Raw genomic sequence first — 16,883 nt, 5'->3', positions numbered from 1 at the left:
TGAAGATGTTATAGCATCCCCATGCTTGTTTTAACAACGATATCAATGCAATCGTTTATGTACTGTACAATAAAATCAGTTTATCTTTTAAACCAGACGGATACCGTCTTTCTCGATAGTAATTTGTCCACCTTTGAATAAGCCACCAATGGATCTTTTAAAGGCTTTTTTACTCATAGCTAATTGTGCATAAATCACGTCGGCGTCTGTTTTGTCGTGTAAAGGTAAAAAGCCATCTGCTTTAGCAAGTTTATTCATAATTTGAATCGCTTGTTTATCCAGTTCCTGTTGAGAACCCTTCTGAAGCACTAGGTCAATTTTGCCATCACTGCGTAATGTTTTAATAAAGCCAGTGAGTGTTTGGCCAAAACGTAACTTTTGAAAAACTTCATTTTCATAAATAACGCCCCAATGCTTATTATTGATAATCGCTTTAAAGCCTAAGTCGGTTGAACCACCGATAATCAAGTTTACTTGCTCGCCAACTTCATAATCTGCTGGTGTTTTATCTAAAAATTTATCAACTTTAGATGATGCAACTATGCGCTCGTCGGCTCTATTGGCATGGACGTACACTAAATATGAACGGCCTTCTTCGATGGTTTTGTGCTGTTCGCCAAAGGGTAAGAAAAGATCTTTATCCAGACCCCAATCTAAAAATGCGCCATACTCGCTAAGAGCTGCAACCTTTAAATAGGCAAACTCACCTATCTGTGCGAAAGGTTTTTGTGTGGTTGCAATCACTTTATCTTCAGAGTCTAGGTATAAAAAAACATCAATGTTTTGACCAATTTCATATGTTTTAGGAACAAACTTTTTCGGAACTAACACTTGGCCAAGTTCGAGGGCATTAACATATATACCAAAACTGACTTCTTTAACGACTTCGAGTGAATAGCTTCTTCCGATTTGTATCATGTGAATCTCTATCTGTTGGGGCAAAATAATAGGTGAATATTGCAAATATTCAAAGGCCATTAGTATACACGTTTTTTAAAATTATGAGTGATTTTAGATTAAGAGTGAGCCGATAATAGTATCACACCGTATTGAGTCGAAATTCATCTGTGAAGAGAAAAAGAATCTAGGCTTTTTATTAATACCACAGCTTATTCTACTTGCATTGAAGCACAATGCGCGGTTTAATTGCGCCGCTTTTAAAGGCTCAAGTTTTAAGGTTTAACACACTGACTGATAAGTCTTTATGGCCTTGTAAAAATAGACTTAAGTATTTATGCGGTTATGGATCATAAGTATTCACTTATGCGTTTAGTAAACTTAGACAAGCGTTTGTATTGTCGCCCTAGAATTGATAAATACTAGGCAGTAAAGCGGCAAATAAAGTACGTATAGATGATAACAGTGTCACTAAATTGGTATAATTTAGCCGTCAAAGTAAAAGCTGATCATCTACTATACATCTCATAATGTGCTAACGTTATGATGATTTAATTCACAAGCCATATTACATCAGAATGTGATTTTGATGTGGTAGGGGAAATACGGAAAATAATTATGTCTGATTGGTCAATTGAAGATGCTCGTGCGGGCTATAATGTTACTCATTGGAGTCACGGCTTCTATGGTATTCGTGAAGATGGGGAAGTGACTGTATCACCTAATCCAAGTCAACCCGATCATAAAGTTGCATTAAGTGCTTTAGCCAAGGATTTGGTTAAAGAGGATGTGTCATTACCTGTGCTAGTTCGTTTCCCTCAAATTCTGCATCATCGTGTAGAAAGTTTATGTGAGGCATTCAATGATGCCATTCAAAAATACGAATATCAAAATGATTATTTATTAGTTTACCCGATTAAGGTTAATCAGCAGCAAACCGTAGTTGAAGAAATTTTAGCCAGCCAAAAGTCTAAAGAAGTACCGCAGCTAGGTTTAGAAGCCGGTAGTAAGCCAGAGTTAATGGCTGTGCTGGCAATGGCTCAAAAAGCCAGTTCTGTGATCGTTTGTAATGGCTATAAAGATAAAGAATATGTGCGTTTAGCGCTTATTGGTGAAAAGTTGGGCCATAAAGTTTACATCGTGCTAGAAAAGATGTCTGAACTGCTTATGGTACTAGAACAAGCCAAGCTATTAGGTGTGACACCTCGTTTGGGCCTACGTGTTCGCTTAGCATTCCAGGGTAAGGGCAAATGGCAAGCTAGCGGCGGCGAAAAATCAAAGTTTGGTTTGTCTGCTGCGCAAGTACTTAAGGTACTCGAACAATTAAAAACCGCTGATATGCTTGATTCATTACAGCTGTTGCATTTCCATTTAGGATCGCAAATTGCCAATATCCGTGATATTCGTCAAGGTGTCGGCGAAGCGGGTCGTTTTTATTGTGAACTGCGCGAATTAGGTGCCAAAATTGATTGTTTTGATGTCGGCGGTGGTTTAGCTGTTGATTATGATGGTACTCGAAGTCAAAGCAACAACTCAATGAATTATGGTTTAAATGAATATGCTAACAACATTGTTAACGTATTAACTGATTTGTGTAATGAATACGAGCAGCCAATGCCGCGTATTATTTCAGAGTCTGGCCGTCATTTAACCGCGCATCATGCAGTATTGATCACAGATGTTATTGGCACTGAAGCTTACATGCCAGAAGTGATTGTTGCGCCTAATGAAGATGACCCTCAGTTGTTACACAATATGTGGCAATCATGGGAAGAAATCAGTGGTGGTCAAGATCAACGCGCCATCATTGAGATTTATCATGATACCCAAAGTGACATTGCTGAAGCACATTCGTTATTCGCTGCTGGTCAGTTTACTTTGGCGCATCGTGCCTGGGCTGAACAGGCTCATTTACGTGTTTGTCACGAAGTGAAGGGCTTATTAAGTAATAATAACCGCTATCACCGTCCAGTAATTGATGAGTTGAATGAAAAATTAGCTGACAAGTTCTTTGTTAATTTCTCATTATTCCAGTCATTACCGGATGCTTGGGGTATCGATCAAGTGTTCCCTGTGCTGCCATTATCTGGACTAGAGAAAGCGCCAGAGCGCCGTGCCGTTATGCTGGATATTACCTGTGACTCAGATGGGATAGTTGATCAATACGTTGATGGTCAAGGGATTGAAACTACATTGCCTGTGCCTGCATGGAGTGCAGAAAGTCCGTACTTAATAGGCTTCTTTATGGTGGGTGCTTACCAAGAAATTCTTGGTGATATGCATAACTTATTTGGTGATACAAACTCTGCAGTTATTCGTTTAGATGAAAACGGACTGACTAACATCGAATCAGTACTACAAGGTGACACAGTTGCTGATGTATTACGTTATGTAAACTTAGATGCGAATGCATTTATGCGTACGTTTGAAGAGTTAGTAGAACAGCATATTGCACCTGATGAGCGTGTAAGTACTCTTGAAGAGTTACAAGCTGGCCTAGACGGTTACACTTATCTTGAAGATTTTTAATATTAATTTATGTAAATCTTAATCAGTAAATCATTGAAGAAAAGGCTTAGTTATGAATAATGACTAAGCCTTTATTTATTTTCAATCAATTGAGTTATGCGTGATTAATATGTTTTTTGAAGGTTCAGAAAAAAAAGTAGAGTTATGCGTTGATCCGAGTTTCGGATCACTTCGTGCTTTGCCGTTATCTTTCTGGGAGCATATTGTCAGTTTAGCCAAGGCAGATATCCTGTCGCATATTAACAATGATCAATGTGATGCATACTTACTCAGTGAGTCTAGCTTGTTTGTGTGGGACCATCGGGTGGTAATGCTAACGTGTGGCTTATCGACATTAATCGATTCAGTGAGTGCGTTAATTGATAAAGTGACCGAAGATAAGCTGATATTTATTAGCTATCAACGTAAAAATGAATATTTAGCTCATTTACAGGCCAGCACGTTTATAGATGACATTAATACCTTGAGGCTGAGGGTACCCGGTACCGCCTTTCGAGTCGGTCATTTAGATAATCATCATCACTTTTTATTTAGCAGTGTTAAAAGTAGCCAAATTCTGCCACAGGATAAAAGCTACGAATTATTGATGTACCACATTAGTGGACCAGTGGCAGACTATTTATGTACTGAGCAGCAAACAGTAGCTCAGATATATAAACTGTTATTGCTAGATGAGTTTTTTGCAGACTTTGAATACGATGCACATGTGTTTACTCCGCTTGGTTTTTCAATCAATGGCATTAAAGATAATTTCTATTACACAGTACATATTACGCCCCAAGAGCAGAGCTCGTATGTCAGTTTAGAAACTAATGTAGACCTTGAGCAACATCAATCTGATATAGCGTCAACCCTGTTGGCAATATTGAAGCCAAGAAGTTGGGACATCATCGGATTCAACACCGAGATAGCCTCGCCAATAGAACCTAAAAATATATGTGTAGGACATTGCTCATATCCAATTAGGCAAGGTTATAATGTAATTTTCAGCCACTATCAGCAGACTTGCTCAGAATTACTGAGCCCTGAGTTTTTGTAAATTAGCAATTTGGACAGTGTACTGCCATTTTTGCAGCAAGCCTGAATATTCAGTATGTGTAAATGGTGACTTAAGTGCGTAAATATATTGCTACATACCTCGTTTGATATTGAATGTTTTGACCGTACCAGTAACTTCAGTGTTCAGTTTATTAATCAGCGATAAAGCGATAAAAGTCATTTACTGCCTACATTGTATGAGTATAGTTAATCTAGATATGGCTCCAGTTGCACCATGTTATGAATCAGTAGATATTTATCGCTTTGCAGGTGCTACGCTAGGTCTTTAAATGCCGCATGTTTGGGCTAAAGGAACAGGCTTAGTTAACAAATAATATTTTGATATAAAGCCAGCATGAAGTGGGCTTTATCTTATAAGGGGAAGGTATGAGCGATTTAAGTGATATTCGTCGAGAGTATACTCAAGGTGGATTACGCCGTGCTGATTTACCGATAAATCCGATGGATTTATTTGAAAAGTGGCTCTCACAGGCCAAAGATGCCAATTTAACCGATCCTACAGCTATGTGTGTTGCTACCGTTGATGAAGATGGCCAGCCTTTTCAGCGTATCGTATTACTTAAAAAATTTGATGATAATGGTTTTATATTTTTTACTAATCTAGCAAGTCGCAAAGCGGCGCAATTATCAACCAACAATAAGATAAGCTTATTATTTCCTTGGCATCCTTTAGAGCGACAAGTCGCTGTTATTGGTAAAGCTGAGCCATTATCTATGGTTGAAGTCGCTAAATACTTTATGAGCCGACCTAAGGACAGCCAAATAGCTGCCTGGGTATCTAAACAGTCGAGTAAAATTTCTGCTCGCCAAGTTTTAGAAGGTAAGTTTAATGAAATGAAGGCTAAATTTGCTCAAGGCGATGTGCCATTACCTAAGTTTTGGGGAGGATACTTAGTGCGACCTCAAAGTATCGAGTTTTGGCAAGGTGGGGAGCATAGATTGCATGATAGGTTTATATACAGTCAATTACCTGAGTCAACATGGCTAATTGATCGTTTAGCACCTTAATGAGGACATGCTATGCAAGCTAAGATTTGGGTGGATGCTGATGCGTGTCCTAACCCAGTAAAAGAGATGTTGTTTAGGGCCGCCGAGCGTAAATCGGTTAACATTATCTTGGTTGCTAATCAGATGATTAAAATACCGATATCACCCTTTATTAAGATGATCCGAGTGAGTTCTGGTTTTGATGAAGCAGATAATTATATTGTCGAGCAACTTCATCAAGGGGATCTAGTGATCACCGCCGATATTCCGCTTGCTTCAGATGCAATTGACAAAGGCGCTTTAGCCATTAACCCTAGAGGCAATGTCTATACAACTGAAAATATCAAGCAAACAGTAACTATGCGTGATTTTATGGAGGAGATGCGAAGCAGCGGTGTGCATACCCAAGGCCCGAATACTTTTTCACAAACAGATAAGCATGCATTTGCTCAATCGTTGGATAAATGGTTAGTTAATCAACGCTGATCTATACTTATTATATTATGAACTCGCAAAAGGATTTTAAGATGAAACTATGGTTATCGTTAATGGTACTTGGATTACTGTCTAATCAGGCTTTAGCCAGTGATTGGAAGGTGAATAATAGTCAGTCTACAGTCAGCTTTATTTCAATTAAAAAAGCAGACGTGGGAGAGGTTCATCGATTTAAACAAATAGAAGGTGCTCTGAGTGACTCTGGTGGATTTAGTTTAACAATAGACTTAAGCAGTGTAGATAGCGGAATTAGTGTCCGTGATGACAGAATGCAAGGTTTGTTATTTGAAGTTGCTCAGTTTCCAAAATTACAACTGACAGCCAATATTAACCCAAAGCTTATAAGTGATTTAAAAGTCGGCGAAACGTTAACAACCCAAGTTGATGCTACAGTTGCGCTCCATGGTGAGCAGCAAGTTTTACCTTTCAATGTGGTGGTCGCTAAATTGTCAGCCACTAAAATGTTAGTAACAAGTTTAATGCCAGTGGTTGTTCAAGCTGGAGATTTTAATTTAGTATCAGGGGTTGAAAAGTTACGTGATATCGCCGGATTAACCAGTATCAGTTTAGCGGTTCCAGTGTCATTTGTGCTAACCTTATCACAGTAGAGCTGGCGTAAAGATATCGTTAGTGCTGAAGTAACATAATTAAATAGGTGATCTATTATTTGGATAACCTAGCTTTATAATCACATTGTCATTCAGTTTTCGGAGTTCAGATGGTTACAGATAAAGACGGTTATACGCATTTAATTCAGTATTTAACTGAGCATTTAGGGTTATTTGAAACCTCTGCAAATAATGTCTTGGCGTCTGAAACCGTTTTAGAGTTATTTGAAGAACAGTTATCTGCTCAAATCATTATGGTTTGTGGTCAAAATCCGCAATTATCATTTGCTCAACGCAATATGGTTATTCGAGAAATCGATGCGATTGTTTATGATTTAGAAGAGATATTAGCTAAAGTTGCTGATCAGAATGCCACTCCTGAACAAAGCATTTTTATAACTGAATTTTCCGGTTTAATTAAGAATTTGTTCGACCAAGAAATTGATAAAATACTGCATTAATTTTTTTATAGTTTAATATTTATTGTTGGGAATAAACATGTTTAAAAGCATAACCTTGCTTGTTGTATTGTGTTTCAGTTTGTCTTTTGCCAATGCGACAGAAAAACAAATTTTAAAACAAAAGGAAGTGATGACTGTTGCGCAGTCGGGTTTAATGTATAAAGCGCGTATGGATACCGGTGCAGTAAATTCGTCTTTGCATGCTGTTGATTTAGAGATTATCGGCGGTGCGGCGAAAAAAATGAAACACAATATTGGTAAAATGATTGAATTTACCACTGAAAATGAACAAGGTGAGCAAAAACGTTTACAAGCGGAAATTCTCAAAACCTCAACGGTGAGAAACTCGCAGGGTATTGAAACGCGTTACATGGTCAAACTTGAAATCGGTTTTTCTGATGCGTTAAAAATGGTCCATGTAAATTTACGTGACCGTAGCCATATGAATTACAAATTGTTAATTGGGCGTAACTTTCTCAAAAATGACTATATTGTCGATATATCTGGAAAGAAGATTGATAATATTATTGGCCCAATTGCCAAGTTAAACATAAAACAAGCCAGTCTAATGTTTAAAACACGTATTGATACTGGAGCGGGTCAAAATTCACTTCACGCAGTCAATATGCGGATTGAAGAAGAAGATAAAAGTGATATGAAAAACAACATCGGTAAGATGGTGACATTTACTACAGAGAATGAGAAAGGTAATGCCGTTGATATTCGGACTAAAATTTATGGTAAAACGCTTATTCGCAATGCACAAGGATCTGAAATTCGCTACAGGGTTCGTTTAAGTGTTGGTGAACTAGGGCAAGAATATTTAGTTGACGTCAACTTAACTGATCGTAGCGAAATGGGTCATAAATTATTAATTGGCCGTAATTGGTTACAGGACTCCTATATGGTAGATGTTTCTAAAGAGAGTCTTTCTCAGATTTAATATCAAAGCCTTAGCGTAAGCGCTAAGGCTTTTTTGTACGGGTTTATAAATCTTATATCAACTCGTTTAAATAGTTTATCAGATATTTAATCAGCACTTCACCCTAATAGCCTCAAGCACCTACCCAAATAGTTCGTTGTCTTGCTAACGACATTACATAAACGTGTAATAGGCCTACTGTTGATATATTAATCTGCTTTGTTTTACAAACAAACGCTAAGTTTGCCAAAAAATAGGCTTAACCTAATGAATTTAGGTTATTGAATGTATCTATTACCCTCTGTTGAGGTTGTATAGCTAACATTATGTCAGTAGTTCCTACTGACTGCACCGACGGGCGGTCACAGAGCGTTGTTTAATTTAAAGGAGTGTTTTATGATTTGATAAATAAAAAAGGCGCCGCAGCGCCTAGATTAAACTTCTACTTTACAATGGTATAGCTGTGTTTTTAGGTTCAGCTAACACAAGCTCCAATACTATAACTTCAAGCCTACCAATAATTGATCAAGTTGTTCAGCAGTAGCGTGTAATTCATCGCAACCAGATACTGACTGATTAGCTGACTTCTCTACATTATGCGACTGATTGCGGATTTCCATTAAATTGGTTGCTATTTCGTTGGCAACAGCAGATTGTTCGTCCGCTGAGGTTGCAATTAACACACTCATTTCAAGTACACGATGACTATGGTGGGCAATATTATTCAAATCTTCACCGGTTTGAAGAACATGCTTTTTACCTTCACTGGCCTGCTCAACGGTGCGAGACATTACTTGGGTCAAATTACGGGTACCTGATTGAAGTGCTTCGATCATGGTTTTAATTTCCACTGTGGCAGCTTGTGTTCTACCTGCTAGAGTACGTACTTCATCTGCAACGACAGCAAACCCGCGCCCTTGCTCACCAGCACGCGCAGCTTCAATGGCGGCGTTAAGTGCGAGTAAGTTAGTTTGTTCGGAAATAGCATTAATTGTGGTGACCACAGCATCAATTTTACTGGCATTGTCATTCAACACCCCGACGGCATTAGATGCTTGACCAATTTCTTCCGATAAAATATCAATTGCATGTACTGTGGTTGCAATATCTTTTGAGCCTGCGGCCACTTGATTATTGGTCTCTTCAGTTTCACTTGAAGATTGCTCTGCATTACGGGCAACTTCTTTAACAGCTGCGGTCATTTGTTCCATTGCTGTAGCCAATGAGTCTAAATGCTCTCGCTGATCCACAGCCATCGCTTGGCCATCTTGGGCTGTGGTTCTAAAACCTGACACAACGGTGCGAATTTGTTCAGTGGCTTGGGTTATTTGCTTAACCAAAGTGTGTTGACGATCGACTAAGGCATCAATACTGATAGCAAGTAGACTGAATTCATCTTTTACTTCAAAGAAATTAAGTCTGCCGGTTAAATCACCGCTAGCTGCGCGTCTTAAAGCCATTACTGTGGTATATAATGCACCGCCAACAAAGGTTGAGATGTAGTAAGCAAAGGCAGCAAGAACAGCCAATAATACCACCATCATAATATAAGCTAAGTTAGCATTGTTATTGTTATGAGCCAGCTGCTGTGATGATATCTCACTCACTATAGCCATGTTATGGTTATTAATACCACTCACGATGCGGGTGATATTATCTTGTTCACTAATTCCACCACCTTGCTGTGCAAGCACCTTCAATCGGTTGTCTAGATCATCAATACTGACTATTTGACTAGTATTCGATAACTGAGTTTTTAACTCATTACGCTTACTTTCGTCAATTAAGTCATAGGCGCTTTCCATGTAATAATTGGCTTGCTTAATGAACTGTAATTGATTGTTATTATTTGTTTTTTGTAAGTTGTCGGCATGAAGGTTATTTAAGAAAAGCGTTAAACCAATAATCATCAACATGGGTACAATCGCTAAAATAGTAAACTTTGTTTTTAAGGTCATATGGATAAGATATTGATCTATCCATCTAAATTTAACTTCTTTCATCAGTGCCTCTTTTTATTTTTTGGCTATGAACTCAGGTAAAAACCATCTCAGGTAAATAAGTACTTAAATTAAATAAGTACTTAGGTAAGTACATAGTTTATCGGGGTGAAAAAGGTAAACTTTAATACATAAAGCTTTTTTCAGTGTTACCTGATTAATTTATCTACTATTCAATCAGACTGGTTGAGTTGCATCAATGATATAATGCTAATTCCACCTTTATTATAGTAAAGCGACTATTGATAATATTCACGATAAATTGACGATTAATCCTCAACGTCGTCAGGCCGAGTTACTTTAAGCTAATAAACCTGAGTAAAAGCTTATAATTACCCTTAAAAAGCCTAGTAATATGTTGGCTGCTAACGTAAAATTTATCTCTTTTATTTTAATTGATGGGTAGTGCCTTTAGAATAATCTAAAAGGTATTATCTACATCTTGCCGTTATGTTTAATGGTAAAAATCGCATTAGTAATGCCCAGATGCAGTGGATGAATAAATGCAGCAGTTAACAGAGATCGTAGAACAAGCCTTGGCAGTGATAGAGCAGGCCAGTGATCTAAAGGCATTGGATGATATCCGTGTCGACTACCTTGGTAAAAAAGGTCAAATCACTGACATGATGAAAATGATGGGGAAATTAAGTGCAGAAGAGAAACCTGCATTTGGTCAAGCCGTCAATCTAGCAAAACAAGCAGTCCAGCAGAAATTATCTGAACGTATTGATGGCTTAAAAGCATCAGAGTTAGCCACTAAATTGGCCGCTGAACAAATTGATGTCACTTTACCAGGTCGTACCATTGATAACGGCGGATTACATCCAGTGACCCGCACTATTGATCGTATCGAAACCTTTTTTGGTGAGCTTGGGTTTACGGTTAAAGATGGCCCTGAAATCGAAGATGATTTCCATAACTTCGATGCATTAAATATCTCAGAACATCATCCTGCTCGTGCGGACCACGATACGTTTTATTTTAACCCTAAAGTGATGTTGCGTACGCAAACATCTGGGGTTCAAATCCGTACTATGGAGCATGAAAAGCCACCATTACGTATTATTTCACCGGGTCGTGTATACCGTAACGACTATGATCAAACCCACACGCCGATGTTTCATCAGGTCGAAGGGTTGATGGTTGCCGAAAACGTTAACTTTGCCGAATTAAAAGGCATATTGCATGATTTTCTACGCAACTTTTTTGAAGAAGACTTGCAAGTGCGTTTTCGTCCTTCATATTTCCCCTTCACAGAGCCTTCTGCTGAAGTGGATGTCATGGGTAAAAACGGTAAATGGTTAGAGGTGTTAGGCTGTGGCATGGTGCACCCAAATGTACTTCGCAGTGTCGGCATTGATCCTGAGAAATACTCTGGTTTTGCTTTTGGTATGGGCGTTGAGCGTTTAACTATGTTGCGTTATGGCGTAAATGATTTACGTGCCTTCTTTGAAAACGATTTACGTTTCCTTAAGCAATTCAAATAACGGAGCAACAAAGCGATGAAATTCAGTGAATCTTGGCTTCGTGAGTGGGTTAATCCATCAGTAAGTCGTGACGAATTATCACACCAAATTACCATGGCCGGCCTTGAAGTGGATGGCATAGACCTAGTAGCTGCTGCATTTAGCGGTGTTATTGTGGGTGAAGTTGTTGAGTGTGGCCAGCATCCCGATGCTGACAAATTACGCGTTACCAAAATTAATGTCGGTAGCGATGAGTTAATTGATATTGTTTGTGGCGCACCAAATTGTCGTTTAGGATTAAAAGTTGCTGTTGCCATGGTTGGCGCAGTATTGCCTGGTGATTTTAAAATTAAGAAAGCCAAGCTGCGGGGCCAGCCGTCAATGGGTATGTTGTGCTCTTACAGCGAGTTAGGTATCAATATTGAAAGTGATGGCATTATTGAATTACCGCAAGATGCACCAATTGGTCAAGACGTTCGTCAGTACTTAGATTTAGATGATGCAATTATTGATGTTGACTTAACCGCTAACCGTGCCGATTGTTTAGGCATGGCAGGTCTTGCACGTGAAGTGGGTGTATTAAATCGTCAAGTAGTGACAGAGCCTACCTGGAAAGCGGCTGAAGCAACCATTGACGCGCCGATAGCTATTAACGTGCAGGCAAAAGAAGCCTGTCCACGTTATTTAGGTCGTATAGTAAAAAATATCAACGTAAAAGCGGCAACGCCTCTATGGATGCAAGAAAAGTTACGTCGTAGTGGTATTCGCTCAATTGATCCCATTGTTGATATTACCAACTATGTATTAATTGAGTTTGGTCAGCCAATGCATGCATTTGACTTGAATACCTTAAATGGTGCAATCAATGTGCGTTTAGGCGATGGTGTGGAAAAGCTGACGTTATTAGATGGTAATGAACTTACTGTGCCTAGTGACACCTTAGTGATTGCTGATGATAAGCAAGCCGTAGCATTAGCCGGAGTATTTGGTGGTGAAGCAACGGGTGTGACTGATAGTACTCAAGATATCTTATTAGAGTGTGCTTTTTTTGCACCTCTAGCGATTATGGGTAAATCACGTCGTTTAGGCTTACACACAGATGCCTCACATCGTTTCGAGCGTGGTGTTGACCCACAGCTGCAACATAAGGTAATGGATCGTGCTACACGCCTTGTGTTGGATATTTGTGGTGGTGAAGCTGGGCAAGTAATTGAAGCGGTGGCTGTCGAACATTTGCCAGCAGCAGCTAAAATTACATTACGTCGCAGTAAACTAGATAAAACCTTAGGCCATCCAATTCCTGATGCTGATGTAGTTGATATTTTACAGCGTTTAGGATTCAGTGTTGAAGCTGTTAATGATACTTGGGTTGTCACTACAGCGACTTACCGTTTTGATATGGCAATTGAAGAAGATTTAATTGAAGAAGTTGCGCGCATTTATGGTTATAACAATATCCCTAATACAGCGCCGCAAGCTGCATTAAGTATGTCTGATCATACTGAAGCTAACATTCCACTCAAACGTGTTCGTAACATGCTGGTGGCTCGCGGGTTCCAAGAAGCAATTACTTACAGTTTTGTTGACCCCAAAATGCAAGCCCTTGTTCACCCAGAACAAGACACCATGATTTTGCCAAATCCTATTTCGACAGAAATGTCGTCAATGCGTTTGTCGATGTTTACCGGATTATTATCAGCGGTGGGCTATAATCAAAATCGCCAGCAAAGCCGTGTACGTTTATTTGAGACCGGTTTACGCTTTGTGCCTGACACAAGTTCAGATGCTGGCGTCCGTCAACAAGCTATGATTGGTGCGGTAATTTCCGGTGCTCAGAATGATGAACATTGGTCAATGGAATCTAAGTCTGTAGACTTCTTTGATTTAAAAGGTGATTTAGAAGCAATAATCGGCTTGACAGTTGCCGCTTCTGAATTTAGTTTTAAAGCAGCTACTCATCCTGCGCTGCATCCAGGACAATGTGCTGAAATATTAAGAAATAATCGAGTCATTGGTCATATTGGTGCTATCCATCCTAGCTTGGAAAAGCCTTTTGGACTTAATGGTAAAACAATTGTTTTTGAGTTAGAACTGGACGCATTATTACATGCCAGTTTGCCGCTAGCCCAAGCTGTATCTAAGTTTCCTGCTAATCGACGTGATATCGCAGTAGTAGTAGATGATCATATATCTGCAACCGATGTTATGAATTTGATAAGAAAAGTTGGCGAAAATCAGTTGGTTGGCTTAAACTTGTTCGATGTATACCTAGGTAAAGGTGTTGAACCTGGCAAAAAGAGCCTGGCAATCGCACTTACGTTACAAGACATTACTCGTACGCTTGAAGATAAAGATATCACTGAGACTATGGAATCTGTGTTATCGGCGCTAAAGACCGAGTTCAACGCATCGTTGAGGGATTAAAGTATGGCACTTACCAAAGCCGAAATGGCAGAACATCTATTTGAAACACTTGGCATCAATAAGCGTGTGGCTAAAGAGATGGTGGAGTCTTTCTTTGAAGAAATTCGTGAAGCACTCGAACATGGTGAGCAGGTCAAGTTATCTGGCTTCGGCAACTTTGACCTTAGGGACAAGAATCAAAGACCGGGACGGAACCCGAAAACTGGTGAAGACATTCCAATTTCTGCACGTCGTGTGGTGACTTTCCGTCCTGGACAAAAGTTAAAAGCACGCGTGGAAGCGGCTAACGCTGGTAAGAAATAAGTTCACTAGTTAAATTAGCTTATCTGCTTTACATAGTAATAATTAAAAGAGCCACTCTGGTAGAGTGGCTTTTTTTTTGAATTTGCCGAATAAAATAGTCATGCTATTATTCTGCCGCAGATTTTTTCGATGAGGTTTATCTATTGGCTCGACAACAAAAGCATTTTGATACTCGCTTTAATGCAGGGTTATTGCATCCGCGATACTGGGGAACCTGGCTGGTTATCCTAATATTATCTTTATTTGGTATTTTACCGGCCTTTATTCGCGATCCCATGAGCCGTGTTTTAGCTAAATTAGTGATGCGTATTGCCACTAAGCCAATTAGCATAGCGCGGATCAATATTAGTCAATGTTTACCAGAATTGACCCCTGATGAAGTCGATAGCCTGATCCGTGATAATGTCGAAGCCTTTATCCTTATCTTATTATCACAAGCAGAAATGCTGTTTCGCTCAAATGATCACATTAAACGTCGCGTTCAATTACAGGGTTTTGAAAATGTGACCCAAGCAAGAGCTGCAGGGCATCCGATTATTTTTATTATGCCGCATGTTTGGCCCATGGAGTATGCAGGGTTGCGAGTCAATATTGAAATACCTATGGTGACAATGGCAAAAGCTCACCGTAATGGGTTATTTAACTGGTTTAGTAACCGCTTACGCAGTAGCCAAGGTGGCCGAGTGTATATGCGTGAAGCAGGTATTCGAGCGCTATTGTCAGAACTGAAAAAAGATAATAGCTTCTTTTATTTGCCCGATGAAGACTTGGGACCAGAACAAAGCGTGTTTGCGCCATTTTTTGGTACCACTAAAGCCACATTACCCGTAGTAGGACGTTTAGCCAAAGCGGGTAATGCAAAAGTGTTTCCCGTTAAAATCGGCTATGATAAAAAAGCCATGGTATTTCATACCACCATATTGCCGGCATTAGATCCCGATAGTATGGTCACTAAAGAAGATGAATCTTTAGTGCTCAATCAAATTGTTGAGCAAGTCATAAAAGCTTACCCTGAGCAATACATGTGGTTTTTAAAAATATTGAAAACTCGTCCGCCGGGTGAAGCAGAGCTTTACTAAACTTAAACAATAAATATAACCAAGAGAGCAATCTAATGGACTTTAATGAGTTACTTTCGGTGCTATCGTTTGTGGTCTACACCTACGATAACCGCCCGATCACTCTGCTGCAAATTATCCAGGTGCCGCTGTATATCTTTCTAGCTTGGTTTATTGTGAGCAGAGTGGGTAAGTTAATTACTAGCGGCTTAAGAAAACGTAACGTGAGTGCTGATGCTGTACATTTGTTTTCTCGTATGTATTTAGTATTGTCTATCGCTATTTTAGCTATTACCAGCATGGATATTCTCAATATCCCCCTTACTGCATTTGCGTTTGTTTCAGGCGCAATTGCCATTGGTGTGGGTTTTGGTGCGCAGAATATTATTAACAACTTTATATCAGGTTGGATTTTAATGTGGGAACGCCCGATCCGTATCGGTGACTTTTTAGAAGTAAGCGATGCAAGAGGGGTGGTTGAGTCGATAAACACCCGCTCGACATTAATTCGTCGAAATGATGGTGTTCATATGTTAGTTCCGAACAGCCAACTGCTTGAAAATACTGTAACTAATTGGACCTTGATTGATAAAAATGCCCGTACTTTTGTGCGAGTGGGCGTCGCTTATGGTTCAGATGTGATGTTAGTGCAAAAGTTATTGTTTGATGTTATTGAAGAGCGTGATGATATTTTACCGCACCCTAAACCAACGGTACTATTTGAAGATTTTGGTGATAGTGCACTCATATTTGATATGGTCTTTTGGGTTAACGCAGTATCTGAAACCGACATTCGCCGCCGTCGAAGTGAAATTCGTTTTAGAATTTATGACATATTTGGTAAAAACGATATTGCTATTGCCTTCCCGCAACGTGATATTCATGTCGATGGCAATCTAACGATTACTAATAGTGATAGACCCCAATAAACATAAGTCACTTTTGTGGGTTATGTAAATAACAACATGACTCTATACAATAAAAAAGACGCTTAGGCGTCTTTTTTATTGTAGCGTTAATCGCTTGCCGTTACTTTGCCGCTTTGGTATGACGAGCAAGCAAGTTTTGATTAATATCAGCCATCGACAAGCCTTGATCTTCCAGTAACACAATCAAGTGATACATTAAGTCAGACGCCTCATTAACTAGCTCTTCTTTATCATTTGTTACCGCAGCTAACGCTGTTTCTAATCCTTCTTCACCAACCTTTTGTGCAATTCGTTTAGTGCCCCGTTCAAACAATGAGGCTGTATAGCTTGAGTCTGCACTTTGACCCTTACGTGAAATTATGACGTTTGTTAGATTATCAATAAAAGGATGGGCATTGCCATCTGGCCAGCAGCTTTCTGTCCCAGTATGGCAAGTTGGGCCATTAGGAATAACTTGCACTAACAGGCTGTCGTTATCGCAATCTTTATCAATAGCGATAAGTTGTAGGGTATTACCTGAGCTTTCGCCCTTGGTCCATAAGCGCTGTTTTGAACGACTAAAAAAAGTAACTTGATTGGTCGATAGGGTTTTCTCAAGGGCAGCTTCATTCATGTAGCCTAGCATTAAGACTTTGCCTGTTAAGTGATTTTGAACCACGGCAGGAATCAATCCATCCTGTTTATCCCAAGCTAGGCTTGCACTATCCAATGTTACTTGTGTCATAATTTATCTCTTTATTTAATG

The 16,883-nt window shown here is 39.3% G+C and carries 15 protein-coding genes; 12 read left to right on the top strand and 3 right to left on the bottom strand.

The features are described 5' to 3' along the window. Window positions 1-87: 87 nt before the first annotated feature. Window positions 88-918, bottom strand: coding sequence for a CvfB family protein (locus tag FJ709_RS11050; protein ID WP_226410115.1), 831 nt, complete (start codon window positions 916-918; stop codon window positions 88-90). A 597-nt stretch (window positions 919-1,515) separates the two neighbouring features. On the opposite strand from FJ709_RS11050, the gene speA reads away from it, so the two are divergent. The 7 genes from speA (at window position 1,516) to FJ709_RS11015 (ending at window position 7,979) form a co-directional block, all read left to right on the top strand. Beyond that, complete coding sequence (gene speA / locus FJ709_RS11045; RefSeq protein WP_226410114.1) at window positions 1,516-3,426, top strand: biosynthetic arginine decarboxylase; 1,911 nt, start codon at window positions 1,516-1,518, stop codon at window positions 3,424-3,426. A 109-nt stretch (window positions 3,427-3,535) separates the two neighbouring features. Beyond that, complete coding sequence (locus FJ709_RS11040; protein ID WP_226415945.1) at window positions 3,536-4,465, top strand: S-adenosylmethionine decarboxylase proenzyme; 930 nt, start codon at window positions 3,536-3,538, stop codon at window positions 4,463-4,465. 386 nt (window positions 4,466-4,851) lie between these two features. After that, window positions 4,852-5,493 carry a pyridoxamine 5'-phosphate oxidase gene (gene pdxH, locus FJ709_RS11035; RefSeq protein WP_226410113.1) on the top strand — a complete coding sequence of 214 codons (642 nt, stop codon included), beginning with the start codon at window positions 4,852-4,854 and terminating at the stop codon, window positions 5,491-5,493. 12 nt (window positions 5,494-5,505) lie between these two features. Beyond that, a complete protein-coding gene (locus FJ709_RS11030; RefSeq protein WP_226410112.1) occupies window positions 5,506-5,958 on the top strand; it encodes a YaiI/YqxD family protein in 453 nt (150 codons plus the stop codon). Window positions 5,959-5,999: 41 nt separating this feature from the next. Continuing rightward, window positions 6,000-6,575 carry a YceI family protein gene (locus FJ709_RS11025; RefSeq protein ID WP_226410111.1) on the top strand — a complete coding sequence of 192 codons (576 nt, stop codon included), beginning with the start codon at window positions 6,000-6,002 and terminating at the stop codon, window positions 6,573-6,575. Between the two features lie 110 nt (window positions 6,576-6,685). Continuing rightward, window positions 6,686-7,036 (top strand): DUF3802 family protein, encoded by a 351-nt coding sequence (locus FJ709_RS11020; protein WP_226410110.1) that lies wholly within the window; start codon window positions 6,686-6,688, stop codon window positions 7,034-7,036. Between the two features lie 37 nt (window positions 7,037-7,073). Beyond that, window positions 7,074-7,979, top strand: coding sequence for a putative ATP-dependent zinc protease (locus FJ709_RS11015; RefSeq protein WP_226410109.1), 906 nt, complete (start codon window positions 7,074-7,076; stop codon window positions 7,977-7,979). 476 nt (window positions 7,980-8,455) lie between these two features. Here the strand turns inward: FJ709_RS11015 and FJ709_RS11010 are convergent, their stop codons facing one another. Then, entirely contained in the window at window positions 8,456-9,961 is a 1,506-nt protein-coding gene (locus FJ709_RS11010) for a methyl-accepting chemotaxis protein (RefSeq protein WP_226410108.1), read from the bottom strand. Between the two features lie 500 nt (window positions 9,962-10,461). Here FJ709_RS11010 and pheS point away from each other — a divergent pair, with 500 nt between their 5' ends. The 5 genes from pheS to FJ709_RS10985 all read left to right on the top strand — a co-directional run bounded on the left by pheS (window position 10,462) and on the right by FJ709_RS10985 (window position 16,138). Next, entirely contained in the window at window positions 10,462-11,445 is a 984-nt protein-coding gene (gene pheS, locus FJ709_RS11005) for a phenylalanine--tRNA ligase subunit alpha (RefSeq protein WP_226410107.1), read from the top strand. A gap of 15 nt (window positions 11,446-11,460) precedes the next feature. After that, the gene (gene pheT, locus FJ709_RS11000; RefSeq protein ID WP_226410106.1) at window positions 11,461-13,848 is read left to right on the top strand and encodes a phenylalanine--tRNA ligase subunit beta; all 2,388 of its coding nucleotides are present in this window, start codon (window positions 11,461-11,463) and stop codon (window positions 13,846-13,848) included. 3 nt (window positions 13,849-13,851) lie between these two features. Next, window positions 13,852-14,151: an integration host factor subunit alpha gene (ihfA, locus tag FJ709_RS10995; RefSeq protein WP_226410105.1), complete on the top strand. Its 300-nt coding sequence runs from the start codon at window positions 13,852-13,854 to the stop codon at window positions 14,149-14,151. Window positions 14,152-14,294: 143 nt separating this feature from the next. Next, window positions 14,295-15,230: a lauroyl-Kdo(2)-lipid IV(A) myristoyltransferase gene (gene lpxM, locus FJ709_RS10990; RefSeq protein WP_226410104.1), complete on the top strand. Its 936-nt coding sequence runs from the start codon at window positions 14,295-14,297 to the stop codon at window positions 15,228-15,230. A 35-nt stretch (window positions 15,231-15,265) separates the two neighbouring features. Next, on the top strand, window positions 15,266-16,138 hold the full coding sequence (locus tag FJ709_RS10985) for a mechanosensitive ion channel family protein (RefSeq protein WP_226410103.1): 873 nt from the start codon (window positions 15,266-15,268) through the stop codon (window positions 16,136-16,138). Window positions 16,139-16,238: 100 nt separating this feature from the next. Here FJ709_RS10985 and hisIE read toward each other — a convergent pair whose 3' ends face one another. Beyond that, window positions 16,239-16,862 carry a bifunctional phosphoribosyl-AMP cyclohydrolase/phosphoribosyl-ATP diphosphatase HisIE gene (gene hisIE, locus FJ709_RS10980; protein ID WP_226410102.1) on the bottom strand — a complete coding sequence of 208 codons (624 nt, stop codon included), beginning with the start codon at window positions 16,860-16,862 and terminating at the stop codon, window positions 16,239-16,241. Window positions 16,863-16,883: the final 21 nt, after the last annotated feature.

This window comes from Shewanella glacialimarina (assembly GCF_020511155.1).
Lineage (GTDB): Bacteria > Pseudomonadota > Gammaproteobacteria > Enterobacterales > Shewanellaceae > Shewanella > Shewanella glacialimarina.
Note: the sequence above shows the minus strand (reverse complement) of the source record. Positions and strands in the feature narration are given on the sequence as shown.